This is a genomic window from Antarcticimicrobium sediminis (genome assembly GCF_004348975.1).
GTDB classification, from domain to species: Bacteria; Pseudomonadota; Alphaproteobacteria; order Rhodobacterales; family Rhodobacteraceae; genus Antarcticimicrobium; species Antarcticimicrobium sediminis.
Window position 1 is genome coordinate 154,974 of sequence record NZ_SMFP01000007.1, and the last position, 24,682, is coordinate 179,655.

24 protein-coding genes are annotated in these 24,682 nt (G+C 64.2%); 6 read left to right on the forward strand and 18 right to left on the reverse strand.

Annotated elements, in window-relative coordinates:
* Positions 1-61: 61 nt before the first annotated feature.
* The 9 genes from tssH to tssA all read right to left on the reverse strand — a co-directional run bounded on the left by tssH (position 62) and on the right by tssA (position 10,803).
* On the reverse strand, positions 62-2,773 hold the full coding sequence (tssH, locus tag E1B25_RS12340) for a type VI secretion system ATPase TssH (protein ID WP_132829667.1): 2,712 nt from the start codon (positions 2,771-2,773) through the stop codon (positions 62-64).
* Positions 2,774-2,803: 30 nt separating this feature from the next.
* Entirely contained in the window at positions 2,804-3,850 is a 1,047-nt protein-coding gene (gene tssG / locus E1B25_RS12345; protein WP_132829668.1) for a type VI secretion system baseplate subunit TssG, read from the reverse strand.
* Positions 3,814-5,691, reverse strand: coding sequence for a type VI secretion system baseplate subunit TssF (gene tssF / locus E1B25_RS12350; protein ID WP_132829670.1), 1,878 nt, complete (start codon positions 5,689-5,691; stop codon positions 3,814-3,816). Before tssF ends, tssG begins: the two co-directional genes overlap by 37 nt.
* Entirely contained in the window at positions 5,692-6,189 is a 498-nt protein-coding gene (gene tssE / locus E1B25_RS12355; RefSeq protein WP_132829671.1) for a type VI secretion system baseplate subunit TssE, read from the reverse strand.
* On the reverse strand, positions 6,182-6,994 hold the full coding sequence (locus tag E1B25_RS12360) for a type VI secretion system accessory protein TagJ (RefSeq protein ID WP_132829672.1): 813 nt from the start codon (positions 6,992-6,994) through the stop codon (positions 6,182-6,184). Before E1B25_RS12360 ends, tssE begins: the two co-directional genes overlap by 8 nt.
* 80 nt (positions 6,995-7,074) lie before the next feature.
* Positions 7,075-7,575, reverse strand: coding sequence for an Hcp family type VI secretion system effector (locus E1B25_RS12365; protein WP_132829673.1), 501 nt, complete (start codon positions 7,573-7,575; stop codon positions 7,075-7,077).
* Positions 7,576-7,650: 75 nt separating this feature from the next.
* Positions 7,651-9,147, reverse strand: coding sequence for a type VI secretion system contractile sheath large subunit (gene tssC / locus E1B25_RS12370; RefSeq protein WP_132829674.1), 1,497 nt, complete (start codon positions 9,145-9,147; stop codon positions 7,651-7,653).
* Positions 9,148-9,156: 9 nt separating this feature from the next.
* Complete coding sequence (tssB, locus tag E1B25_RS12375) at positions 9,157-9,678, reverse strand: type VI secretion system contractile sheath small subunit (RefSeq protein WP_132829675.1); 522 nt, start codon at positions 9,676-9,678, stop codon at positions 9,157-9,159.
* A gap of 57 nt (positions 9,679-9,735) precedes the next feature.
* Entirely contained in the window at positions 9,736-10,803 is a 1,068-nt protein-coding gene (tssA, locus tag E1B25_RS12380) for a type VI secretion system protein TssA (RefSeq protein ID WP_132829676.1), read from the reverse strand.
* A 175-nt stretch (positions 10,804-10,978) separates the two neighbouring features.
* On the opposite strand from tssA, the gene E1B25_RS12385 reads away from it, so the two are divergent.
* The 6 genes from E1B25_RS12385 to E1B25_RS12410 are packed head-to-tail and all read left to right on the forward strand — an operon-like array spanning position 10,979 to position 16,041.
* A complete protein-coding gene (locus E1B25_RS12385; protein ID WP_132829677.1) occupies positions 10,979-12,643 on the forward strand; it encodes a hypothetical protein in 1,665 nt (554 codons plus the stop codon).
* A gap of 39 nt (positions 12,644-12,682) precedes the next feature.
* Positions 12,683-13,108 carry a hypothetical protein gene (locus E1B25_RS12390; protein ID WP_425358934.1) on the forward strand — a complete coding sequence of 142 codons (426 nt, stop codon included), beginning with the start codon at positions 12,683-12,685 and terminating at the stop codon, positions 13,106-13,108.
* Between the two features lie 3 nt (positions 13,109-13,111).
* Positions 13,112-13,735 carry a MotA/TolQ/ExbB proton channel family protein gene (locus E1B25_RS12395; RefSeq protein ID WP_132829678.1) on the forward strand — a complete coding sequence of 208 codons (624 nt, stop codon included), beginning with the start codon at positions 13,112-13,114 and terminating at the stop codon, positions 13,733-13,735.
* A gap of 16 nt (positions 13,736-13,751) precedes the next feature.
* The gene (locus E1B25_RS12400; RefSeq protein WP_132829679.1) at positions 13,752-14,171 is read left to right on the forward strand and encodes an ExbD/TolR family protein; all 420 of its coding nucleotides are present in this window, start codon (positions 13,752-13,754) and stop codon (positions 14,169-14,171) included.
* Complete coding sequence (locus E1B25_RS12405) at positions 14,168-14,578, forward strand: ExbD/TolR family protein (protein ID WP_132829680.1); 411 nt, start codon at positions 14,168-14,170, stop codon at positions 14,576-14,578. The genes E1B25_RS12400 and E1B25_RS12405 overlap by 4 nt, the downstream gene beginning before the upstream one ends.
* Positions 14,575-16,041 (forward strand): DUF4384 domain-containing protein, encoded by a 1,467-nt coding sequence (locus tag E1B25_RS12410; protein ID WP_132829682.1) that lies wholly within the window; start codon positions 14,575-14,577, stop codon positions 16,039-16,041. The genes E1B25_RS12405 and E1B25_RS12410 overlap by 4 nt, the downstream gene beginning before the upstream one ends.
* 21 nt (positions 16,042-16,062) lie before the next feature.
* On the opposite strand, the gene E1B25_RS12415 is transcribed toward E1B25_RS12410, so the two are convergent.
* From E1B25_RS12415 to E1B25_RS12455, 9 genes are all read right to left on the reverse strand, one after another.
* Entirely contained in the window at positions 16,063-17,328 is a 1,266-nt protein-coding gene (locus tag E1B25_RS12415) for a flavin-dependent oxidoreductase (protein WP_132829683.1), read from the reverse strand.
* A 57-nt stretch (positions 17,329-17,385) separates the two neighbouring features.
* On the reverse strand, positions 17,386-17,940 hold the full coding sequence (idi, locus tag E1B25_RS12420) for an isopentenyl-diphosphate Delta-isomerase (protein WP_132829684.1): 555 nt from the start codon (positions 17,938-17,940) through the stop codon (positions 17,386-17,388).
* Positions 17,941-18,240: 300 nt separating this feature from the next.
* Positions 18,241-18,720 carry a c-type cytochrome gene (locus E1B25_RS12425; RefSeq protein WP_132829686.1) on the reverse strand — a complete coding sequence of 160 codons (480 nt, stop codon included), beginning with the start codon at positions 18,718-18,720 and terminating at the stop codon, positions 18,241-18,243.
* A 140-nt stretch (positions 18,721-18,860) separates the two neighbouring features.
* Complete coding sequence (locus E1B25_RS12430; protein WP_132829687.1) at positions 18,861-19,886, reverse strand: P1 family peptidase; 1,026 nt, start codon at positions 19,884-19,886, stop codon at positions 18,861-18,863.
* A 270-nt stretch (positions 19,887-20,156) separates the two neighbouring features.
* Positions 20,157-20,576, reverse strand: a complete 420-nt coding sequence (gene arfB, locus E1B25_RS12435; protein ID WP_132829689.1) for an alternative ribosome rescue aminoacyl-tRNA hydrolase ArfB — start codon at positions 20,574-20,576, stop codon at positions 20,157-20,159.
* Positions 20,577-20,852: 276 nt separating this feature from the next.
* Entirely contained in the window at positions 20,853-21,482 is a 630-nt protein-coding gene (locus E1B25_RS12440; RefSeq protein ID WP_132829690.1) for a queuosine precursor transporter, read from the reverse strand.
* A gap of 93 nt (positions 21,483-21,575) precedes the next feature.
* Positions 21,576-22,478 (reverse strand): esterase-like activity of phytase family protein, encoded by a 903-nt coding sequence (locus E1B25_RS12445; protein WP_132829691.1) that lies wholly within the window; start codon positions 22,476-22,478, stop codon positions 21,576-21,578.
* Complete coding sequence (mepA, locus tag E1B25_RS12450; RefSeq protein ID WP_132829693.1) at positions 22,451-23,323, reverse strand: penicillin-insensitive murein endopeptidase; 873 nt, start codon at positions 23,321-23,323, stop codon at positions 22,451-22,453. The genes E1B25_RS12445 and mepA overlap by 28 nt, the downstream gene beginning before the upstream one ends.
* Positions 23,320-24,657: an MFS transporter gene (locus E1B25_RS12455; protein WP_132829694.1), complete on the reverse strand. Its 1,338-nt coding sequence runs from the start codon at positions 24,655-24,657 to the stop codon at positions 23,320-23,322. The genes mepA and E1B25_RS12455 overlap by 4 nt, the downstream gene beginning before the upstream one ends.
* Positions 24,658-24,682: the final 25 nt, after the last annotated feature.

Genomic DNA, 24,682 nt, shown 5'->3' on the forward strand with positions numbered 1-24,682 from the left:
TTACCCCCCACTCTGGTTTACATCGGTGTTTCCCACCGGTTCGGGCGCCGCCGCCCGGGTCTTAATCAAACGCGTAGGTGAACTCTCCCTCGGTCACATCGATGGCGATCTTGGACAGGCTGTCGCCGTCCATCATCCGGTGCAGGAATTCGGCCGAGATGTCGGGCAGCATGGTGTTGGTGACGATGGCGTCGATCATGCGCCCGCCTGAGTCGAGTTCCTGACAGCGATCGACGATCGCCTCGACCACCGCGTCGGAATAGGAGAGCGGTACGTCATGCGCCTCGGCCACGCGTTTCTGAATCCGGTTCAGTTGCAGCCGGGTGATCTGGCCCAGCATGTCGGGCGTCAGCGGATAATAGGGGATCGTCACCAAACGCCCCAACAGCGCCGGCGGGAACACCTTGAGCAGCGGATCGCGCAGCGCCTTGGCGATGCCATCGGGTTCGGGCAACAGATCGGGATCTGCACACAGATCCATGATCAGTTCGGTGCCGACATTGGTGGTGAGCAGGATCAGGGTGTTCTTGAAATCGATCACCCGGCCCTCGCCATCCTCCATCACGCCCTTGTCAAAGACCTGAAAGAACAGCTCGTGCACGTCCGGGTGGGCCTTTTCGACCTCGTCCAGCAGCACCACGGAATAGGGCTTGCGCCGCACCGCCTCGGTCAGCACGCCGCCCTCACCATAGCCGACATAGCCCGGCGGCGCCCCTTTCAGAGAACTGACGGTATGGGCCTCCTGATATTCGCTCATGTTGATGGTAATGACGTTCTGTTCACCGCCATACAGGCTTTCGGCCAAGGCCAGCGCGGTCTCGGTCTTGCCAACGCCAGAGGTGCCGGCAAGCATGAAGACCCCGATCGGCTTGGACGGGTTGTCGAGCCCCGCGCGCGAAGTCTGGATGCGCTTGGAGATCATCTTCATCGCGTGATCCTGACCGATCACACGCTCGGCCAGCCGGTCTTCCAGATGCAGGATGGTGTCGATTTCATCGCGAACCATGCGCCCCACCGGGATGCCGGTCCAGTCGCCGACGACGCTGGCCACCGCCTGATGATCGACGATCGGCAGGATCAGCGGGCTATCGCCCTGCACCGTGATCAGTTCGGCATTCTTTGCCTTGAGCTCTGCCAACAGGGCGGCGCGCTCCTCACTGCTGAGCGGGCTGGTGGCGGCGGCCTCTGCGCTGGTGGCGTCCGCGCCCTCGACCGGGGCGCCGCCTTCGCGCAGTTTGGCGCGCAGATCAAGGATCGACTCGACCACCGCCTTTTCGATGTCCCAGCGTTCGGTCAGCTTGGCCAGACGCCCCTCCTCGGTCTCGCGCGCGGCGGTCACCGCCTCGCGCCGGGCGGCCACCTCGTAACCGGCGGTCTCGTCGCGGTCGATGATCTCAAGCTCGGTCGTCAACGCCTCGATCCGGCGGCGGCTGTCGTCTACCTCGGCCGGGACCGCGTGCTGGCTGACAGCGACGCGGGCACAGGCGGTGTCCAGCAGGCTGACCGATTTGTCAGGCAGTTGCCGCGCCGGGATATAGCGGGCCGAGAGGGTGACGGCGGCCTCGATCCCCTCGTCCAGGATCTGAACACGGTGGTGTTTTTCCAGCATCGAGGCGATGCCGCGCATCATCAGGATCGCCTTGGGGATCCCCGGCTCGTCCACCTGCACCACCTGAAAGCGGCGGGTCAGCGCAGGATCCTTTTCGATGTACTTCTTGTATTCCGCCCAAGTGGTCGCGCCGATGGTGCGCAGGGTGCCGCGCGCCAGCGCCGGTTTCAAAAGGTTGGCGGCATCGCCGGTGCCAGCGGCCCCGCCCGCGCCGACCAACGTGTGGGTCTCGTCCACGAACATGATGATGGGCACCGGGCTTGACTGCACCTCTTCGATCACCTGTTTCAGGCGGTTCTCGAATTCGCCCTTCATGCTGGCCCCGGCCTGCAACAGGCCGACATCCAGCATCAGCAGGCGCACGTCCTTCAACGTCGGCGGCACGTCACCACGCGCGATGCGCAGGGCAAAGCCTTCGACCACGGCCGTCTTGCCGACCCCGGCCTCGCCGGTAAGGATCGGGTTGTTCTGGCGTCGCCGCATCAGGATGTCGACGATCTGACGAATTTCCTCGTCCCGGCCAACAATCGGATCAATTTCGCCGTTGCGGGCCTGTTCGGTGAGGTCGGTACAGAATTGCTCCAGCGCCTCGCCCTGGCCCATCTGCGCCGGGGCGCGGGCGCCTGAGGCCTCGCCCGGCTCTACCCCGCCGCCGGTTTGCGAGCCGTCCTGCGGGCGCTGCCCTTCTTCCGGCGACCCCTCGGTCGCGCGTGCAAAATTCTCGGCCAGATCATCGGCACCGATCCGGGCCAGCTCAGGCGACATGGAGGACAGGATATTGCGCAGGCTGGGGGTTTTCAGCATCCCGAGCAGCAAATGCCCGGTGCGCACCTGCGACGAGGAATACAGCAGCGAGCCCCAGACCCAGCCGCGCTCCATCGCGTCCATCAGATGATCGGAAAGATCCGAGACGGTCGAGGCCCCCCGCGGCAGCGCGTCGAGCGCGCGCGTCAGCTCGGTCGCGATGCGGCCCGGGTCCAGATCGTAATGCCGCAGGATGCGGTGCAGGTCGCTGTCCTGCCCGTTCAGGATCTGGTGCATCCAGTGCACGATCTCGACATAGGGGTTGCCCCGCATCTTGCAGAACACTGTCGCGCTCTCCACCGCCTGATAGCCCAGCGGGTTCAGCTTTCCGAATAGTGCAACGCGGCTGATCTCGGTCATCTGTGTTTCCTTCCCTCTCCGTCCCGGCCGTTACATCGGCCTGTGGTGGTCCGCCCCAGCGCCGGGATAGAGGAACAAGTCCTCGGCGTCAGAGCGGTCGGTATCTTCATCGCGGCGGCTGCCGATCCAGCTGGTATGCCCCAGCCGGGTGCTGCCGCCGAGGCTGGCACGCGGCACCTCGTCGCCGGCAAGGATCAGGTTAATGTCCCAATCCAGCGCGTCGCCGGCATAGGTGCGCACCAAGGCGCGCAGCCTGTCCAGCGCCGCGCCCCCGGGCAGCAGGCGGTCAAAATCTGCCATGCTCAGCGGGCCGATCCGCAGCCGAAACTTGGCCGCACGGCTCCAGACCCGATTGCCGATGCTGGTGGCCTGCCCAAGCCCGGCGGCCGCGCCAAGTTGCCAACGGTCATCCGGCTCCAGCTCCAGCCAGGAGCCGACGAATTGCTGCACCGTGACTGGCACGCCAAAAAAGTCGCCCAGCATCGCCTCAAGCCCGGCGGCGTTCTTGGGGCCCTGTGCCAACAGACCGGAAAAATAGCGTTTCGCCAGATCGGGCATCGCATCACGATCTTGCAGGTGATCGCCGTGATAGCCCGACAGCGCCGCGACTTGACGCGCCATCTGATCATCGCCGCGATCAAAGCTGACCGCCGGTTGGCCCGCCGCCCAAGCGCGGTAGAGCAGGCTCATCATCCGATGGGTCAGCATATCGGCAAAGGCGACGAAGGTGGGGTCGCGATGGTTGCGCAGCCGGTCGCGCACATATTCGGTGATATGCAGCGGCAGCGGCCCCTGCGATCCGAACAGCCCGAAAAACCGGTTGGTCAGACGCCCCGGTCGGTCACCTTGGGGCGGTGTGAAATCAGCGATGCTCGAGGTGGGAAACGACAATTCCGGCTGCTGGCCCAGCCGCACCTGATCCTGACGTGGACGCCGGCTTTCACCCAGACGGGGGGCTTCGGGAAACTGCGCCTCGATAACGCGAAGGGCCTGAAAAACATGATGCTTTTCAGGGTCACGCGCCAATCGGTCAAAATGGCTCAAATGATCCGGCCCAGGCCCTTTTCTGGTCGCCATCGGGCGATTTCCCCGCGTTTCTGCGTTGTCAAAACGGTTTCTGTAAAACTGTTCAGCGTGGCGTAGCGGCGAAAAAACCGCTCCAGCACCGCGCCAAGGGCGTAAATGCTCGACCCTTCAAAGAAACTTTCGTCAAACCCAATGGTGATTTCCAGCCCGCGCAGCGCCGTTGACAGCACCTCGTCACTGACCCGGCGCACGATCGGGCGGCTGGAGACGTTGACGATCCCTTCAAGCTGTTTCTCGGTCACCCGGTTGCCCAGCGGCGCATATAGGCCGACCAGTTCGCGCAGCGCCTCGGCCGAACTGCCTTGGCCGGTATCGGCGATCGAGGCGTAGTTCAGGCTGAGATGGCTGATCAGACGCCAAGCGGTGTCGCCTTGGGCCAGCGTCGGGTTTGGCCGGGTCGGCGATACCGGCAGCCGGATCGATTTCACTGGCCCGCCCTCGGGCAATTGAAACACATCCGCGTCGCCAGTGGACAAAAGCAGCGGCAGATCCCGGTTGGTACACAGCGCCTGCACCGCCAGTTGATCGAGGTCGGCGCGATAGGGCGCCTGCCCCCGGTCCACCAGCGTCAGATAGACCTCGGACCCCAGATAGGAGGTACGCACCCCGCGCAAACGCTCCTTTTCGCTGCGCTGTCGCATGCGGCGGCGCAGGGTGTAATAGGCGGGGTGAGTTTCACCCGCGGCGGTAAAATCCGTGGCGGAATAGAACGGGCGAAAGATCACGTCGTCCCGATCCTCGCCGCTGATGCCGGTCACGCTTTGCAGGGCGTAGATCTCGAAATCGAGCCCGGCGGTGCGGTTTGGCACCACATGGTGTTCAGCGTCCCGGGCATTGACCAGAACCCGGTCGCAGCGCTTGGGAAAGAGATTGACCGCCGGCACCGCGTTGAGGGTAAACGCCTCGGGCACGATCATCGGGGCAAGGTCGCGATGCCCCTCGTGCAGCAGGATATAGATATCCACCTCGGAGCCCGTCGCGCGTTCCAGCGCCGGGCGAAGCCCCTGCAATTCGACGAACAGGAACCGCTCCGGCATCGCGAAATATTCCTGCAACAGCCGATAGCCATCGAACACCCGTCGCGGGATCGGCAACAGCGCCTCTTCCGGTTCAAAGCCACGCTGCACAACGCCCCCGTCGCGCAGCGGCAGCGTCCAGTCGGCGCGCGGATCGGTGGAGCGGCCGGTCAGCCCCTCGACCTGGGTGCACAGCAATTCCAGCAGCAACCAGGAATTGCCCGCCCCGCTGTTGAGATGCAGCACCAGCTTGTCCATCGCCAATTCGCGGATCGGATCGCCGTCGCGGCGACGCAGGCGCAGGCGGATACCGGCGCGCGCACGGGTTTGCCCCGCCACCCCGGCGGCCACCAGATCGCCCCGCCCGTCGATATATTCGGCCTCGGAGATTTCGATCGGCCACATCGTCAGATCGGCGGCGGTGCGGTATTCGCAGGGGGTCTGTTCGCCCTCCATCAGGCGGCTGCGCAGCACCGAATTGCGGGGCAGCACATAGCCATCCTTGAGCGCCGCATTGGCGATATCGGGTTCGAACGCCGCGATCATCATCGAGGGGGTCGGTGCCAGATAGTGCGGATAGACAATCTCCAAAAGATTGGAGGTGAAATTGGGGTATTGCAGCTCCAGCTCAAGCTGGACCCGCGCAGAAAGAAAGGCGACCCCCTCCAGCAACCGCTCGACATAGGGATCGAGCACCTCGATCCCCTCCATCCCAAGCCGCGCCGCGATCTTGGGATAGGCGGCGGCAAACTCGGCGCCCATGTCGCGCATGTACATCAGTTCGCGTTCGTAATGTTTGGTGAGACGTGTATCCATCTACGCGCTCCGCTCGACCAGAACTTCGCCGGTGGTCAAATCCACCTGACTGCGCAGATACAGTTCCAGCGGCAGCGGCTGCGCCCACATATCGGCGCGGATATCGAGATCAACTGTCATCTCGCCGCCGCGCTTGTCCGGATTGATCGCGACATCGACCGAACCGGCAATGATCCGTGGCTCGAACATCGAGATCGCGATTTCGATGGAGCGGCGGATGCGTTCGGCGCGCTCTTCGGTGGAATATTCACCGGACACTTCCTCAAGCCCATAATTGAGCACCGACCGGGCCACGTTGGGATAGGTTTCGGTGTCGATCATGGTAGCAATATTGTTGGTGTTCAAAAGCCAGGACAGGTCGCGTTGAATGATCTCGCGCAGACGGACAAGGTCGATCACCCGAACGTCGCGCCCCTCTTTCGGGTTGCCCGGATCCCGGTCGGTGAGACGGTCCAGAAGCGAGGGTTGCAATCGGTCAGCGAGCGTCTTGTCAGCCATCCTCGGGCGCGCCTCCGGCGCCGTTCATGACAAGGCTGCGCAGATCCATCAATGCGATGTCGGACCGATCCGTTGCCAGCAGGCGCTGGCCGGTCCCGACAAAGGTGTCGGCGCCCACATCGGCCCAGCTTGTCGCGCGCGCCAGTTTCGCGGCGCTGTCGTTGCTGAGCGTCGTGCCGGGATAGCGGGTCGGGATCAAGGCCGGCACTTCGCCGCCATTGGCCAGCGTCAGCACACCGGCGGTCCAGACCGCGTCACGCAGATCGCCGGGTTCGTCGATCTCAAGCTTGGAAATACTGGCAAAGGGCAGCCAGAAATAGCGGCCGTTGACGATGATTTCCAGAACCGGCCCCAGCCGCATGTCAGCGTCCGAGATCCAGCCGAAGGGCTCCCCATTCAAGGTGCCGGACCGCGCCGGGGCGGCGTCAAAGGCGCGGGCGCGCAGGCTGGCGGCCTCTTCCGGTTTACCCTCGGAGAGACGTTTTTGCGCCTCGATCAACAGCGCCAGCCACTCCTGCGGCTCGCCAAAGATCATCGGTTCCTTTTCGCCGGCAAAGACCTTGTCACGATAGACCTCGCAGATGATTGCCTCGCGATAGGTGCGGGCCATCATCTCAGCCTCCGGGTCCAGCTCGGCGCTGAGTTTCAGTTGCGCAATCGCGCGTTTCCAATCGCCCAGAACACAGAGCAGCTGGAACAGGAAAATCCTGAGCTTTGCATCAGAGGGGTCGGCGCGGACCTTGTCCTGCAATACCTTGAGGGCAAGATCGAGATCCCCGGTCTTGAGGTGCTCTTCGGGTGTCATATGGCGGGCTCCGCTGAGGCGGTACAAAGACAGGGCCAACGCCCCGGGGCCGGTCAGACCCCGGGGCATCAACTATCGGATCACTCGACCTTGCCGGTCCGCACGTTCCACTTGAAGGTGTTCTCGGTCTTCAGTTTTCCGCTTTTCTGATCGGTCGATTTGTATTCATGTTCAATCGCCGTATAGGCCATCGTCCATGTTTCCTCGGGGATGCCATCCTCGCTGCTCGAAACCGCATAGCTGTCGACGACGACGTCCTTCAACGTCCACATCGAATAGGCCTCCAAACCGGCAGAGGCGCTTTCACCCGAGCGGCAAAAATGGATCTTGATCTCGGGTCGGATGGTGCCGTTGGCAACCGAGGTCATCAGCTTGTTCGATGCCAGCCCCATCTGAGACGACACTTCGACCTTGCCGAAGTTGGAGTTCGCATGCCCCCGCTGGGTCGAGCCAAGATCCGACATCTCGACGGCACGCTCCACATTCCAGCTGCAGGATTGGATCACGATCCATTTGTCGTGACCCGATTCGGTCGCGTCCCCGGGGATATCGGAGATCTCGACGAACATATTGGCGGCCATTGTCTTATCCTTTCATTCTAAAAGTCAGGTTGATGATTAAAAATGTCTTGCGTCTGAGCGGGGACGCGACCCCGCTCAGGCACCTTTCTCGGAGGGCAGTTTCGAGACCAGTCGCAGCGAAACGGACAGGCCTTCCAACTGGTAATGCGGACGCAGGAAGAACTTGGAGGTGTAATACCCCGGGTTGCCTTCGACGTCCTCGACGACGACCTCGGCCGCCGCCAGCGGTTTGCGCGCCTTTTCATTCTCGGACGAGATCTCGGCATTGAAATCAACGTAGTTGTTGATCCAATCCTGCAACCAGCCCTCCATGTCTTGCCGGCTTTTGAACGACCCCACTTTGTCGCGCACCATGCATTTGAGATAATGCGCAAAGCGGCAGGTGGCGAAAAGATAGGGCAGACGCGCGCCCAGATTGGCATTCGCTGAGGCATCCGGATCGTCATATTCGGCCGGCTTGTGCAGCGACTGCGCCCCGATGAAGGCGGCAACATCGGAGTTCTTGCGGTGGATCAGCGGCATCATGCCATTCTTGGCCAGCTCGGCCTCGCGCCGGTCCGAAATCGCGATTTCGGTCGGGCATTTCTGATCCACCCCACCATCGTCGGTGGGAAAGGTGTGACTGGGAAGCTCGGTCAGGGCACCGCCCGATTCCACGCCCCGGATCCGCGAACACCAGCCATAGGATTTGAACGAACGGGTGATATTCGTGGCCATCCCATAGGCGGCATTGACCCAGCTGTACTTCTCGCTGTCGGCCCCCTCGGTATCCTCCTCAAAGGCGAATTCCTCGACCGGGTCGGTTTTGGCGCCATAGGGCAGCCGGCCCAGAAACCGCGGCATGGCAAGGCCGACATACTTCGAATCCTCGCTTTCGCGCAGGGACCGCCATCCGGCGTATTCCGGCGTCTGAAAGATCTTGGTCAGGTCGCGCGGATTGGCCAGTTCCGACCAGCTGTCCATCTGGAACAGCGACGGCTTTGCCCCGGTGATCAGCGGCGCATGGGCCGCCGCCGCGATCTTGGACATTTCGCCCAAAAGCTCGATATCGGGTGGCGAATGGTCGAAATGGTAATCCGCCACCAGCGTGCCATAGGGTTCGCCACCGAACTGGCCGAATTCCTCTTCGTACAGCTTCTTGAAGATCGGCGACTGATCCCAGGCGGTGCCTTTGAACTTGCGCAGGGTCTTGTGCATGTCCTTCTTGGAGATGTTCATGACCCGGATCTTGAGCTGCTCGTCCGTCTCGGTGTTGTTGACGAGATAGTGCAGCCCGCGCCACGCGCTTTCCATTTGCTTAAAGTCGGCGTGGTGCAGGATCTCGTTGACCTGTTCTGTCAGCTTCTTGTCGATCTGGGCAACGATGCCTTCGATGGATTTCAGCGCGTCGTCAGAGATCAGGCCGGTATTGGCCAGGGCCTGTTCGGCCAGCGTCTTGACGGCGGATTCCACCGCCGTCTTGGCCTGATCGGACTTTGGGCGGAATTCCTTTTGCAACAGGTTGGCGAATTCGGAAGACCCAAAAGCCGTGGCTTCGGCGCCGGCTTCCGTCTGGGCTTGTTCTTCGGCCATCGGATGCTCCTATTCTTCTGCTTCGTCGGGGCTGTCGGATTTCGGCGCCGGCTGGGCGGCCAACGTCTTGAGCAGGGCCGGATCCTGAATGATCTTGCTGATCAGATCCTCGGCCCCGGTCTTGCCGTCCATATAGGTCATCAGGTTGGACAACTGGGTCCGCGCCTCAAGCAATTCGCGCAGCGGCTCGACCTTGCGGGCGATGGCGGCGGGCGAAAAATCATCCATGCTCTCAAACGTGATGTCCACCGCCAGATTGCCCTCGCCGGTCAGCGTGTTGGGCACGGTAAAGGCCGCGCGCGGGGCCATCGACTTCATCCGGTCATCAAAATTGTCGACATCGATTTCCAGAAACTTGCGGTCGGCGACGGCAGGCTGTTTCACTTCGGACTTGCCGGCAAGATCGCTCATCACCCCCATCACAAAGGGGAGCTGAACCTTTTTCTGGGCCCCGTAGAGTTCGACATCATATTCAATCTGGACCCGTGGCGCGCGGTTTCGCGCGATGAATTTCTGTGAGCTATCCGCCATTTAGTGCTCCTTGACCCTAATATGTCCCGTTCCGTCCGCGTCCCAGCAGGGGCGGCCTCAATCGTCGTCTTCAATTCCGCCAATCAGATGCACGTTGTCGATGCCAGCTGGCGCCATATCCTGCATGATCGTGAGAAAATCAGCGTTCACCAACCGCTTGGCCCGGACCAACAACAATGGCACCGGGCTAGAGGGTTCGTTGCGCTTGTAATAGTCCACAATGCGATCCAGCGCGCTGGAGACATCGGCGGGCGAATTGATACCGCCGACCACCACCCCCCCACGGCCACCGCCACCGTTGCCGGCGGCCATTGCGCCAAGGGCCTCATCGCCAGCGGCGCCGACGGTCTCCTCCCCGGCGGCGGCATCGCTTGTGCTGGCATGGTCAGACAGGCGTTTGACGATCTGACGCATCAGCTTGATCAGCGGGTCGAGGTCGGGGCCCTGCCCCGGGGTCCGTTCGGAAAACACATCCGAGATGGCGCGAATATTCTCTTCGCCCCGCTGCGCCGCCTCAAGCCAACCGGTCAGAACCTCGTCCGCCGTATCCTGAAACGCCGCCCCGATAGAGGCGGTGTCGGGGATCGTGGTCATATCGGCGGGCGCGGTCATCAGCCCTTCGGCGATCTCGATGTCGCGCAACGTGAACCGCCCAAAACCACGGCTGTCGGTCAGCGCCACGCGGCGCAGCGACCGATACACCGGGGAGGGTCCGCCCATACCGCCGGGCTGACCGCACAGATCCTGCACCGCGTTGATGCGCATGGTCGGATCGCCGTCGTCTTCGTCAAGCTCGGGATGGCAGCTGTCCCAAAAATCCTCAAGGCAGCCGCGAATGAATCCGGTGGCCTCGGCAAAGCCGTTCAACCCGTCATCGCCGTGCAGCAGAGCGTCGGCCAGAAAAACCGCCGCGCGCAGATCATGGCTCCGCTCCAGCACCTCGAGGGATTTTTTGCGCACTTCACCGTAATCAGGGTCTTCCGCGGCGTGGATCTCGCTCCCGATCTGCACCTCTTCGCCTTGCTGGGCCGCAAGCTCCATCTCGGTAAAGATCGGGTCGTATTCGAGATTCTCCCCACTGGGTGAATCGCCGCCCTTTGACTGCAACAGAACAGCCAGTTCCATCCAGAACCTCCCAAGTAAGCTCGATGCGGTCTCGCGGGTTCTGGTTCAACACCCCGTGCAAAGAGGCGGGCCCGTCGTTTCGCTAAACATAAAAAAACAATATCTTGACCACAAGACAGCCTTATCGTTTGCTCGAAGTCAATTGTATTTCGTATCATTTTTGAGGGTTGGAGCCATGGCAGAAGAAAAAGTCGAAGGCCCGGCGCTCAAGAAACTGGTCAAGTTGGGCATGAAGAAAAGGCTGTCTTTCGCCTTTTATCCCGCCGCCTCGGGCAATGATCACACCGTCCTGATCGACCGACGCAAGCCCGCCAAGGTGCTGGGTCAGGCGGCCAAGCAGATGGCCAAAAAGGAGGGCGCAGGTCCCAAGGTTGCGTTTGGCACCTTCGTGCTCGATGACGGCACGCTGGAGCTGACCTGCGACGTTGTTATTCCAAGACTGGCGAAGCTGCTCAAGAAATACCTCAAATCTCAGAAGGTCTTGGTCAACGTTCTGGTGCTGGACGCGCAGGGCACCGTACTGGAAAGCGACGTCGAACCGCTGCCGCAGGATGCCGGTTGGGACGAGGTGGAGGATGCGGACGACGCAAACGAGGAGGTCGCGGCGCCCACCACCAAGGCCCCGACTGACCCCGCCGCCGAAACGACCCCAGCCGAACCACCCGCGCCCGCCGCCCTTGACGCCAAAGGGCTGGTCATCCGGCTGAAGGCGGTGCAGCCGGCGCTTGTCACCGCCCCGGCCCCGATGGCCGACAAGCTGAAAAAGGCCGTCGCGCTGGCGGTGGCTCAGATCAAGGCCCAAGATCTTGCCGCGGCGGACAAAACCATCGCGGCGCTGGAAAAGGCCGCCTCTCGGCTAGGGCCCAAGGCAGGTGCGCCTGAAACGTCTGCCCCCGCCCCCGGGGAAGCCGCCGCTACGAAACCGGCACAGGACGGTGCCCCCCGCCAGCTGGCGGCGCGGGCCGGAGCGCTGCGCGACGTGATCGCCACCCTTCACGACCCGGCCCGCAGCAAGCTGACCACAGCACTGGGCAATGCCGCGCAGCGGATAGAAGCGGGCGATCTGGTCGCCGCCAGTGATGGTCTGGCACGGATCGAGGCGGCGACGAACAAGATGGTCGCCTCCGTCAACGCCGGATCGAACTCTGCGGCGCAAACAGAGGCAACGCCCAAGGCTGAGGCCGCCGCCGAAGCGCCAGATCCACAGGCAGCAAAATGGCGCACGGCCGAGGCCCGGTTGCAGCCCGAGATCGACCGGCTGATCGCCGAAAAGCGCGGCGATCTGGCGGCGCTCAACCGCACCTTTGCCTATGCGCAGGATCAGGCCGCAGCGGGGCAGTTCGACAAGGCGCTGGCCGCAGCAGGACAGGTGGTGGCGCTGATCAAACAGGCCAAAGCCTCCACCACGACCGCCGCCGCAGCGCAGGCGCAGGCCGCGGCCCCGGACAATGTGGTCGACTATACCAAATCGCGTCTGGGCTGGATCAAGACGCGCCAAAGCCTGCGCAACGAGCTTGAGGGGCTGAAAAACGCGATTGTGTCAGCCACCACCGGAATCGAGGGGATGGAGGACGTGCCAGCGAAATCCGGGGTGCTGTTCGACTATCTCGACGACATCGACAGCACGCTGGAAGACACCCTGAAACAACTGGTCGAAGCCCCCGACGGTGACCGACGCGAGGGGCTGAAAAAATCAGCGCGCAAGATCATCGGCGACTATCAAGGTCTGCTCGACACCGACTTTTTCAAGGCGGTGGACGGCTCCGGGTTCGCGCGCACCAAGATCCGCGCCAGCGCGCTGAATGCATTGCAAGACGTCAGCGGCGCGCTGGCAAGCTGAACACCGCAGGCCCCCGCACAAGTTCCTGGGAGGGACACCATGATACCGCGCAATTCACTGTTCGCCGGCCTGTTGATGACACTGGCCCTTGCCCTGCCGGCAGCCGCCGCCCCCGAGCGCCTGACCGTCGAGCTGAACAAGCTCGAACAGATCGACGGCGGCGGCTGCCGTGCCTTCTTTCTGTTTCGTAACGAGACTGGGAAAAGCTTTGAAGGCTTCGAGATGTCGCTGGCAATCCTGGACGGCAAGGGCGTGATCGACCGACTGCTGTCGATCGACGCGGCGCCGCTGCCGGTGGCGCGCACCACCCTGAAACTGTTCGAGATCCCCGACATCGCCTGCAGCGATATTTCGGAGATGCTGCTGCATGAGGTGACCGCCTGCCGCCCCCAGAACGAGGATGAGATGGACTGTTTCGAGATCCTCGATTTGACCAGTAAAACCCCGACAGCGCTGGTGAAATAGGCCATGCCAGTCGCGTGGGAAACCCTTGGGACCGGCGGGCCGATCATCGCCCTGCTGGCCGTCCTGTCACTGTTTTCGCTGACGCTGATCGCAGTCAAGGTGATTCAGCTTTGGCCGGTGCGATCTGGTCTGGCCCGGCGCGCCGAGGCGTTTCGGCAATGGCGCGAGGGCGACAAACACGCGGCGCAGCAAACCGTGACGGCGGGCAGCTCGCCCGCCGATCGGGTCACCGCCTATGCGATGCAGGCGCTGGCCAAGGGGTTTCGCGGCCCCCGGCTGGAGTCCGAGTTGATGCGGCGCGGCAATGACGAGGTGGCGCGGATGTCCGGCATGATCCGCACCATCGAGTTGATCGCGGTGATCTCGCCCCTGCTGGGCCTGTTGGGCACGGTTCTGGGCATGATCCAATCGTTTCAGGAATTGGAGATGGCAGAAGGCGCGGCCAATGCCTCGGTCCTTGCGGGCGGGATTTGGCAGGCGCTCTTGACCACGGCGGCGGGGCTGTTGGTGGCGATCCCGGCGGCGGTGGGGGCCGGGCTGCTCTCGGCCCGGATCGAGGGCGCGGCGCAAAGGATCGAAAGCGCCGTGGGCGAGATGCTGCTGACCGACGAAAACCCACCCGTCTAGACCGGAGAGCGCTGCAATGGCCGGCCTCACGCTGAAACGTCCCACCCGCCCCCGCGCGCTGATCTCGCTGGTGCCGATGATCGACGTGATGCTGATCCTGCTGGTCTTTTTCATGGTCACCTCGACCTATCTGAATCTCGACATGATCCCGGCGGCGCGGCGCAGCGACGCCCCCGGCGGGGCCGGAGAGGATTCAGGCGGAACCGTGATGATCCGGCTGGGCGCGGATGGCGTGCCGGTGCTGCGCGGGCAAGCGCTGCGCGGACCGGATCTGACCGGGGCGCTGGCGGCGCTTTTGGCGCAAGCCCCGCTGACCCAGGTGATCGTGCTGCCTTCGGGCGCGGCGACGACGCAGGCGCTGGTCTCGGTGATGGACGCAGCCACGCAGGCCGGTGCAGTACGGCTGCGGGTGGTGCGGCTGGAGGCACGGCCATGAAGCTCAACCGCCCCAGCCCGCCGCCCTATTCGGAAACCATCGTCGCGCTGATCGACGTGGTGTTCTTTCTGCTGGTGTTCTTCATGCTGATCGGCCGAATGGATGCCACCGCCCCGTTCGAGGTGATGCCCCCCGTGGCCGACAGCGGCAGCGACATGCCGGCGGGTGGTGCGACCCTGTCGGTGGGCGCGGCGGGCGATCTGGCACTGGACGGGCGACCGATTGCCGGGCCCGCTGACCTGCAGGCGGTGTTGGCGCAGCGGCTCATGGACGAGCCAGATTTGCGGCTGCGGGTGAACGCCCACCGCACGGCAGAGTTGCGCCATGTGCTGCCGCTGGTCGGCATGGCCGAGGCGCTGGGGGTGCGCGATGTGGTGCTGGTGGTGACCCCCAGCCCGGTGCCATGAGCCGCCGCCCGCTGGTCTGGGCCGCGGGGCTTGGCGCCTCGATGCTGGCGCATGGGGGCTTGCTCGGGCTGGTGCTGATGACGATCCGGCCCGGACAGATGGAGGACCAGCCGCAGCCCGAAACCCGGCTTGATGTGCAGGCCTATCAGCTCGACCGGGTCGAGGCCCCGGAACGCCGCCCCGACACCGAAGCCGCGCAACAGCTCGAAGCGCAGGGCGCGGCATTGGGCGCGGGCGCGATCCCGCGCAGCCGGGCGCAGGCACAGGCCCCGGCAACGCAGGCGGCGCAACCGACCCCGACACAGGGCCGCAAGCTCACCCCGGACCAGACGCGGCCCGAACCGGCGGTGCAACCGAGTGCCGCCGTCCCCCCGATCCAAACGATCGCGGCCCAGACCGACCCCGCCCGCGCCCGCCCGATTGCCGCCGATGCGCAATTGACGCCCCGCACCCCGCCGGCGCAGACCACGACCGCCGTCACCGCATCCCCCACTTCTGTCCAACCCGCTGTCGCCCGCGCCGCGGATCTGGGTGCGATCCTCCCGGCCGCCCTGCCCACCCCCAGCGCAGCCCCCGAAGCGCGACCGCTCTCGCCGCAGCGCGCGCAGGGGGTTCAGGCCCAAACCACCGCGCCCAGCGCCGAACGTGTCACCGCGACGCTGGCCTTTCAGGGCGGCGACGGCGAGGTTGACCCGGTCTCGCTTGCCGCGTTCCAAAGCTTCGTGCGGCCAGACGCCGCCGGGGCACAAACGCAGGCGCTGCGCGACGGGGTGGCCGGGTTGCTCTCTGGCGTGCCTTGCGGGCGGTTGCAGGTGGGGTTCGATCCCGAAACCGCCACGCTGCAGGTGAATGGCCATATCCCCGAAGACGATATGCGCGCGCCGGTCCTTGCGGCGCTTCGGGCGCAAATGGGGGCCGATATCGCGGTGTCGGACAACATCCTGATCCTGCCGCGCCCGCAATGTGGCGCGCTGAGCGGCATCGCGACTGTGGGTCTGGCGCAATCCACCGACCAGATCACCAACCCGCTGTTGATCGGGGCCGGAACGCAGGCGCGGGTCTTTTCCTATGTCGGGGGCGATCCGCTTTCGTTCGATCTGACCGCGCCGGACTATGCCGCCTGGGTCTATGTCGATTATTTCGATGCCGACGGGCAGGTGCTGCATCTGGTGCCGAACGATCACGTGCCGCCACGGCTGGCCGAGGCCAAAAGCGCGCTGCGGGTCGGTGCGAGAACGGAGGGCGACGACGGGCTGCGCCTGCTGATCGGCCCCCCCTACGGGCGTGAAATCGCGGTGGCCTTTGCCGCCTCGGCCCCGCTGTACGAGGGGCTGCGCCCGCTGTCGGAACCCGCCGCCCCCTATCTGGACTGGCTCAAGTCCCGCGTGGCGGAGGCCCGCGCGCGCGATCCCGGCTTCAAGGGCGAATGGGTCTATTTCTTTGTCCGCACCTCGGAAAAGTGAGAGCGCGGCGCGCGGCCCAGCTCAGGCCATCGCAGCCCTTGCCCCCGGCGCAATGATCGGCGGTTTTTCGTTCAACTCGGCCACCGAGAACCCGGCGATGGATTTGAACTTGGCCGCATGGGCCGCCAGCTCGGCACGCGGGATCACGTCGTCGATGTTGTCGAAATTACCGCCACAGCGATCCTCGGCCCATTGCATCACCGCATCGGGTCCGCCACCGGCGCGATTGGCCAGCCCCACGGCCGTGGTCAGCGGGCGGACCTCCGCCTCATAGGCTGTCAATGCCTGCGCGGTGACCCCATGATCCAACAGCCGCGCGCCAATCATGCGGGCGTCAACGATGGCCTGACTCGCGCCGTTGGAGCCCACCGGATAGGTCGCATGTGCCGCGTCCCCCATCAAGGTCACGCGCCCCTCGGTCCAGCGCGGCAGCGGATCGCGATCGACCATCGGGTATTCATAAACCTGCCCGGCCCCCTCGATCAGCGCTGGCAAGTCGATCCAGCCAAAGCGCCAGTCCTGAAAATCAGGCAGAAACTCCGCGACCCGCGCCGCGCGGGTCCAATCCTCGCGCCGCCAGTCGGCGCTGGTGTCAAAGCGCTTCTCGGCTATCCAGTTGATCGTGGCAAGGCCGCTGTCGGGATCCGGCCCGGTGATCGGGTAGGCCACCGCGCGCAGGTCATCATGGCCGATCATCACCATGCTCCCGCCGCCGTGATAGTCCGCGGCCAGCGTGGTGCCGCGCCACAGGATGCGGCCATCCCAGATCGGCGCGCCCTCTTCCGGGTACATCTGCGCCCGCAGCGCCGAATGGATGCCATCCGCGGCGACGATCAGATCGCCCGCCACCCGCGTGCCATCCTCCAGCAGCAAGGTTGCCCCCTCTGGCCCGGCCTCGAAACCGGTGGCACGCGCGCCGGTGACGATACACTCGGCCCCCGCACGCGCGATCAGCGTGTGATACAGCAGCATCTGCAACTGCCCGCGATGCACCGAATATTGCGGCCAGGCATAGCCTGCACGGGTGCCGCGCGGCTCTTCCCAGATCCTGTTGCCAAGCTTGGAATAAAAGGACAATTGCCGTGTTCGCACCCCGATCGCGGCCAGATCCCCCTCCAGCCCCAGATCGAACAATTCGCGCACCGCGTTGGGCTGCAGATTAATGCCTACACCCAAAGGTCGCATCTCGGACGCGGATTCATAGATGCGGAACGGCAGCCCGATCTGGTGCAAGGTCAGGCCAAGGCTCAGCCCGGCAATGCCGCCCCCGGCGATAAGAATGGTCATGACACTCCTCCCCCATTTGGTCGCCTATCAACCAGCCCGAAGCCTGTTGCGCAAGTCTTAGCCCGGCGCGCCATCACCGGTATCGTCACCGGGACCGGAGCCAAAAATATCTTCCGTATGCTGATCGAGATAGATTTTCAGCCAGGGCGTGAACCAATCAGGATGCTGCACGATCTCAACCCGCAAGGCATCTGCACCGATCCAGCGGGTCTGCATCACCTCATCCGGATCAGGGCGCAGCGCGACCGCCCCTTGCACATGGGCGACAAAGACATCGACCAATTCATGTTCGATCAACCCACCGCCCACATCGGCGCGATATTCCAGCCGGTGGCGAAAGTCGGGGACCAGTCCGGTGATCCCCAACTCCTCCTCCAGACGGCGCAGGGCACAGGTGGCGGGATCTTCCTCCCATAGGGGGTGGGTGCAACAGGTGTTCGCCCAGAGCCCGGGCGTGTGGTATTTCCCCAGCGCGCGCCGCTGCAACAGGATCTCGTCGCCGCGCAGGACAAAGACCGAGACCGCCTTGTGCCGCAGCCCCTTTTGGTGGACCTCCAGCTTGTCCACAGGGATCAGCGCACCGTCGACCCAGGCCGGAATCTTCAAGCCCATTCCCGCCCCCCGCGACAGAGGACCCCGCAACAGAGGGCGGTTTGGGTGAGAGACGCAAAATTGAGGCTCATCATCGGATACTCGGCTGTTGGGAGGCTGTTGTTGAGCGGCAATTGTTTGACGGACGGCAGTTTGACAGACGTCTGCAGGACAAGACGCGGCCGCATTGACCCCCGGCGCGGAGAACAGGGCGATTGTCGATCCAGAAACCCGCCGCACGGGCCTGCCGCAATTCGCAAAAGGTCGTCGCCCCGCAAGAGGGGCGGCGACCTGAAGTCTGCCTGCCTTGGTGTAGGAGACTTATTCGCTGGCGGCGGCGTCGTCTGTCGAGGTCTCTTCGGCAGCGTCTTCTGTGGTGTCTTCGGCCGCAACCGGAGCAACACTGACAAGATAGGCGTAGACGTCTTCGCCGCCCTTCTTGAGCTTGAAGCTCATCATCGACTTGGCCTTCTTGTCGTCCAGGTGATGACGCAGGAATTTGCGCGGATCCTGCACATATTCCTCGAAGGTGTCTTCATCCCAGACCAGCCCGGCCTCGCCCGCAGCGACGATGTCCTTGCCATATTTGAAATCGGGATATGTGCCAGCGGTGCGACCGATCACACCGAACAGGTTCGGGCCGGTCTTGCCGCCCTTGACGATGGTCTCGCCAGAATCGGACACGATCATGTGGCAAGCTTTGCACTTGTTGAAAACCTTCTCACCCTTGGCCGCGTCGCCTTCGGCCAGAACCGGGGTTGCGAGCAGTCCAACAATCGCAGTGGCAATCAGACGGTTCATGGAATTTCCTCCATTTGAATTGGTTGTTGCAGATAAGGTAGGCCCAAGCGTGAAGAGTCAATCCATAGCCGACCGTCCCGCGCGGATGCGACGCAGGCGCAACAGTGACACGGGGGCGCAAGACCGGATCGCAGCCCTGATCAATCGCCTATCTGCGACCAGCAGGGCAGCAGATCGCCCGGGCTGGGCTGGGCCGCGTGCACTGCGCGCGCTATGGCCCGGCTCAGGCACAGGGCGGCGGCGTGGCCGATCTGGGCAAGATCACGCTCGGGCCGCGCCATCGGGCGCGCGCCGGTAGAGACGGCAAAGACCAGATCCCCATCCCCCGGGCAATGCGCCGGCACCGTGGCCCGCCCGATCCCGTCATGGGCAGCGGTGGCAACGCGCAGGCATTGCGCCTTGCTCAAGTCGGCATCGGTGGCGACGATGGCGATGGTGGTATTGGCGCGGTCCTGCGCGACATCACTCGCCCGGGCGAGCATGATCGCCATCTTGCGACTGTCGAGCGTGCGACCCAACCCGGCGGACGGGTCGGGGCCCAAGCCACCAAACTCGCCATCGACCTCGAACGGGGCGGCCCAGAAATGCCGGTCGCCGGGGGTGGTGACGCTGCCCATCGGGTTGGCGGCCACCAGCGCCCCGACGGTCGTGCCATCCTCGAGCACGAAAGAGGCAGAGCCGAGCCCGCCCTTGAGCATCGCGGTGAAGGCCCCGGTGCCGGCCCCGAGCGTGCCAATCTCGAACGCCTCGGACGCTGTTTCAAACGCCGCCCGACCCAGCGCACGATAGGGGTTCTCGGCCCAGTCCTTTTGCCCGCCATTCAGCAGGTCGAACAGGATCGCCCCCGGAACAATGGGAATCACCGCATCTGCGATGCGAAAGCCGCGCCCGGCGGCGCGCAACCCATCCATCACCCCCGAACAAGCATCCAGCCCATAGGCCGAGCCCCCCGAAAGCACCAATGCATCGACCTTTGCGACCGATTTGTCGGGGGCCAGCAAATCTGTCTCGCGGGTGCCGGGGCCGCCACCCATCACATGAACCGAGGCGGTAAAGGGACGCTCGGCGATCAACACCGTGCTGCCCGATTTCAGGGGCTCGTCGTGGGCATTGCCGACCTTCAGGCCGGGCACATCGGTAATCAGGTTGCGGGGGCCGGGAATCATCGTTTTGGTCCTTTGTTCGGGACGGCACGTGCAGGGCACGTGCGGCCTCCGGCGGGGATATTTTCAGTGAAAGGAAATGGAAGCGGTCGCATCAGAGGCAACGCCCGTCCTCCTTGGCCTTGCCTGCGATCACGCAGGTCGCATCCGGGCGCGAGAGACGGACGGCAGCACCGGTGAGGGCGGCAAGTTTCCCCTGCAATCTCATGATGTTCTTCTCTCGTCCCCGGTCGCGGTCACGGCAGTTTAGGAGGACGCGGGGCGCGGCACAAGCTAGTCGCCGTCGACCTTTCCGCGCAGCGATTTGACCGTGCCGCGGGCGGTTTTCGCATCCAGCCGACGGCGGACCGAGCCCTTGGTCGGCCGGGTCGCGATCCGGCGCTTGGGCGTGCTCAGAGCGCTGCGCACCAGTTCGACCAGACGCTCGCGGGCGATCTCGCGGTTGCGGGCTTGGCTGCGGGTCTGGTCGCACTGGATCACGATCGCCCCGTCCTTGGTCCAGCGGCGTCCGGCCAGCCGCTTGAGCCGCGCCTTGACTGGCGGCGACAGTGCCGGCGAGCGGGCCGCCTCGAACCGCAGTTCGACCGCGGTGGCGACCTTGTTCACGTTCTGCCCGCCGGGCCCCGAGGCGCGAACGAATTGTTCGGTCAGTTCCCAGTCGGCGATTTGAATGGAGTCGGTGATCAACAGCATGGGCGCAGACTACCCCGTTGCGCTGTCCTGAAAAAGGGCACAAAAAAGGGCCGCCTACAGGCGGCCCTTTTCGAAAGTTTCTGGAAGTGGGGTCGGTTAGATCATCAACCGATCCACGTGGGCGGTATCTCCGCCAAGGGCTGCCTTAAACGGCTCCCTCCCACGCTGTCCCGACACCTCGCTCCAATACCTTTCTCGACACTGGACACCTCCTTTTCTATCTGTTTCCGGTATCCTCAGACTGGCACGACATCGGAAAAACGCAAAACAAAATCGTCAACCGGGGCGGCGGGTGGTGGTCAAATGTGCAACGATCAGGCGGAACGGGATCAGCGCGACCAGCGCCAGCGAAAGTTTCACCATCCAGTCAGCCGCCGCCAGAGAGACCCAGAGCGGCACCATCGGCCCCGCGCCCAGCAGCGGCAGTGTCTCATTGGCCCAGGACACATCGTTGACCGGCTCCAGCCAGGCCAGTTGCGCCGAGAACGCGATGAAAAAGAACAGCATCGTATCCAGGGAAGAGCCGACCAGCGTCGAGGCCAGCGGCGCACGCCACCAGCGCCCGCCGCGCAGGGCGGAAAAGATGCTGACATCCAGCATCTGCGCGACCAGAAAGGCGGTGCCGGATCCCGCCGCGATGCGCAGGGTGACCAGCGGGCCGAACGCGCCGTTGATCTGGGTGCCGATCAGCGAACAGATCACGCCGGTGACGAACCCGACAAGGACGACCTTGCGCGCCGCACGGCTGCCATAGACGCGGTTCATCACGTCGGTGACCAGAAAGGCGAACGGATAGGTAAAGGCCCCCCAGGTCAGCCATTGGCCGAACAGGATCTGGACCAGGATGTTGGAGGCCACCACGATGGAGGCCATGGCAAGGATGCCGGGTATGTGAGTGCGAGTCATAATATGTGCCCGTTTTGACAAGGTTGCGGCGACTTGATCCCCCATTAAGAGAGGAAGGGGCGCATTTAGCGGCTTGCCCCCATGCGCGCAAGGTTAATCCGGCAGGCTGTATTCGACCAGTTCGGTGCGTTGAAACCACATGAAATTGTCATCCGAGACCATCGTGGCCCGCAGCGCGCCCTCCCCGTCGCGCCAGACCGAAAGGCCCTCAAGATTGTCGTGGGTCCCGACGGCGGTGGTCAGCAGGGTCTCTTCCGCCCCTATTTCGGCCCCTGCGCCGGTCTCGGTCAGGGTCCAGCGCCGCAACCGGCTGCGGAACCCCAAAAGGGTGACCGCGCGCTCCAGCACATACAGCCGCCCATCGGGGCCGATATCGGCGCCCACCGGCAGGAACCGCCCCCGCGCCGGCAGCGAAAACACAACCTGCCAGCGGCCCGCATCTCGGCGATAGACCGGGATGCGCCCCTGCGCGTCGCGACCGCCCTCGGGCAGGGTATAGAGACGGCCGCGCGCGTCGATCGCCAGCGATTCGAGCGAACGGTTGCCTTCCAGCCCGCGAAAGGTGCTCGGGGCGTTCAACACCTGCGCCCGCGCGCCCGGGCGGGCATAGCGGGCGACGCGGGGCACCCCCTCGAACGAGATATAGAGTGTTCCGTCCGGGCCGATCGCCAACCCCTCGGAATCCGCGATCGCCCGGGTCAGCTTTTTGCCGGTGCTGGCGTGTGGACGCCAATGGGACAGCGGAGTCAGCCCGATGATCCGCCCGTCCTGATCCCGATGCACCTGCGCCTCGACCACCATCGTGCGGTCGCTCAGCAGCGTGGCATGGCCCCCGTCAGCAGAAAGATGCAGCGCCGAAAACCCGCCAAACCAATCCTCGCCCCTCGCCCACGCATGGGCGTCAAGGAACCGCGCTGCGCCGTCGCCGCCGGGGCTGTCCCGGTCACAGACGAACAGCAGCAGCGCCGCTAGCGCGAGCGCAGGACCGAAGCGCATTGGCGAGGCAGGTCAGACAAAAGGTATTCGCGGCGCTTTTTGGGCGGCGGGGCGTTGGGGTCGCGTGGCTTGGGCTTGGGCGGATTCACGATATCGTTCACCCATTTCTGCGCATCGGCGCAGCCATCGCCGCGCGGCGGTGCCGCCTGATTCTCGCAGCCACGCGCGCCGCGCGGGCAGCTGAGGCGCACGTGGAAATGGTAATGATGCCCCCACCAGGGCCGGATTTTACGCAGCCAGCGCCGATCCCCGGTTTCATCCTTGCACATCTGCACCTTGGCACCGGGAAAGACAAAGATGCGCGCGACACGCTTATCCTTGGCGGCGGCGCGCAGCAAGGCGTGGTGCTGCGGTGTCCAGCTCGCGTTCACATAGGCGCCCTTGGCCCTGCGCATGGAGATCGATGAGATGTTCTCGCGCGCCTGACGGCTAAGGTCGAGCCGCTTGGGCGGCAACATCCAGATGTCGAGATCCAGCCCCAGTTGGTGGCTGCGGTGCCCTGATGCCATCGGCCCGCCGCGCGGCTGGCTGATGTCGCCGACATAGATCCCCTCCCACCCCGGCAGGGTGGCGGCAAAATCACCGAGCCTCTGGGCGAATGCGATCGCGTCCGGATGGCCCCAGTTGCGGTTACGGCTCAGCCGCATCGCCTGCCAGGTCGGCCCGGTTTCCGGCAATTGCACCGCCCCCGCGACGCAGCCCTTGGAATAGCCACCATAGGGCGCCGCGCGCTGTTGCGAGGCGGTCTTCTTGGCCCCGAACAGCTGTTTCGCAAGCGGCTCGGCCATGGCCTGCGGGGCGGCCAGCGCCAGGATCAGGCCAAGCAATGCGAACAGGCGGGTCATGCGGCATAATCTCCTTGCGGTTTTACCCAGCGTAGCAGGATCAACCCGATCAGGAAAAGCGCGATCAGCGGCGACACGCCGATCTGCTGGCTGCCGCTGACCAGGGTCAACGTGCCAATCAACAGCGGCGCGATGAACGAGGTGGCCTTGCCCGCCAGCGCATAGAGGCCGAACGCCTCGGTCATCCGCGCCGGATTGGCCTGTCGTACCATCATCGTGCGGCTGGCCGACTGGATCACACCGCCAGCCGCGCCGATGGTGGCCCCGACCACGTAGAAGGCGACATCAGGCAGCGACGACCCCTCGGCCACGGACAGGCCAAAGACGCTTGTCGGGCTGATAAAGACGATGGCAATCGCGACCAGCGTCAGCACCAGAATGCAGATGGTGATCACCGGCTTGGGGCCGAAATGCTTGTCCGCCCGGCCACCGATCCAGGCAAAGATCGCCCCGAAGATGATTGCAAGGATGCCAAAGACGCCGGTGTCCACCACCGACCAGTTCAGCACCCCGGCGGCATAGATCCCACCAAAGGTAAACATCCCGTTCAAGGCATCGCGATAGAACATGGAGGAACCCAGATAGGCAAACAGCGACGGCGTCCGCGGCAAGCTGCGCACCGTGTGTGCCACATCGCGCAAGGCGGCGGCAACCGCGCCCTGCGGCGCCCGGCGCGGCGCCGGGTCGCGCACCCAAAGAAAGAACGGGATCATGAAGATCGCGTACCAGAGCGCGGTCAGCGGGCCGACGAACCGGGTGCCTTCACGGGCCACCGGATCAAGCCCCAGCGCCGGGGCAAACCCCAGAAAGGTTTTGCCGGTGGTTGCACTTTCGGCGAAAAAGCCCAGCATGATCACCAGCGTCAAGAGCCCACCGAGATAGCCAAAGGCCCAGCCATTGCCCGAGAGGCGGCCGATCTCTTCCTTGTTGCCCAGATCGGGCAGCATCGAGTTGGTGAAGATGGTGGCGAACTCCATCCCGATCATGCCGATGGCGAACAGCACCAGCGTCAGCATCAGGCTGAAATCCCCCGGCGCGGCAAACCACAGCCCCGCCGCGCCGATCACGTAAAACGCCGAGAACAGCCAGATCCAGCGCAGCCGGTTGCCTGCCAGATCCGCCATCGCCCCCAACACCGGCGCCAGCAACGCGATCACCAGCCCCGCAGCCCCGACGCCAAAGCCCCAAGCCGCTTGCGCCGCGCTACCGTCGCCCATCAACTCCTTGACATAGGGTGCAAAGATGAAGGTGATCAGCAGGGTATTGTAAGGCTGGCTGGCCCAGTCGAAAAAGAACCAACCCCAGATCCGTTTGCGTGTGGAAATCGCCGTCATGCCCCGCCCCCGCGTTTTGGGCGAT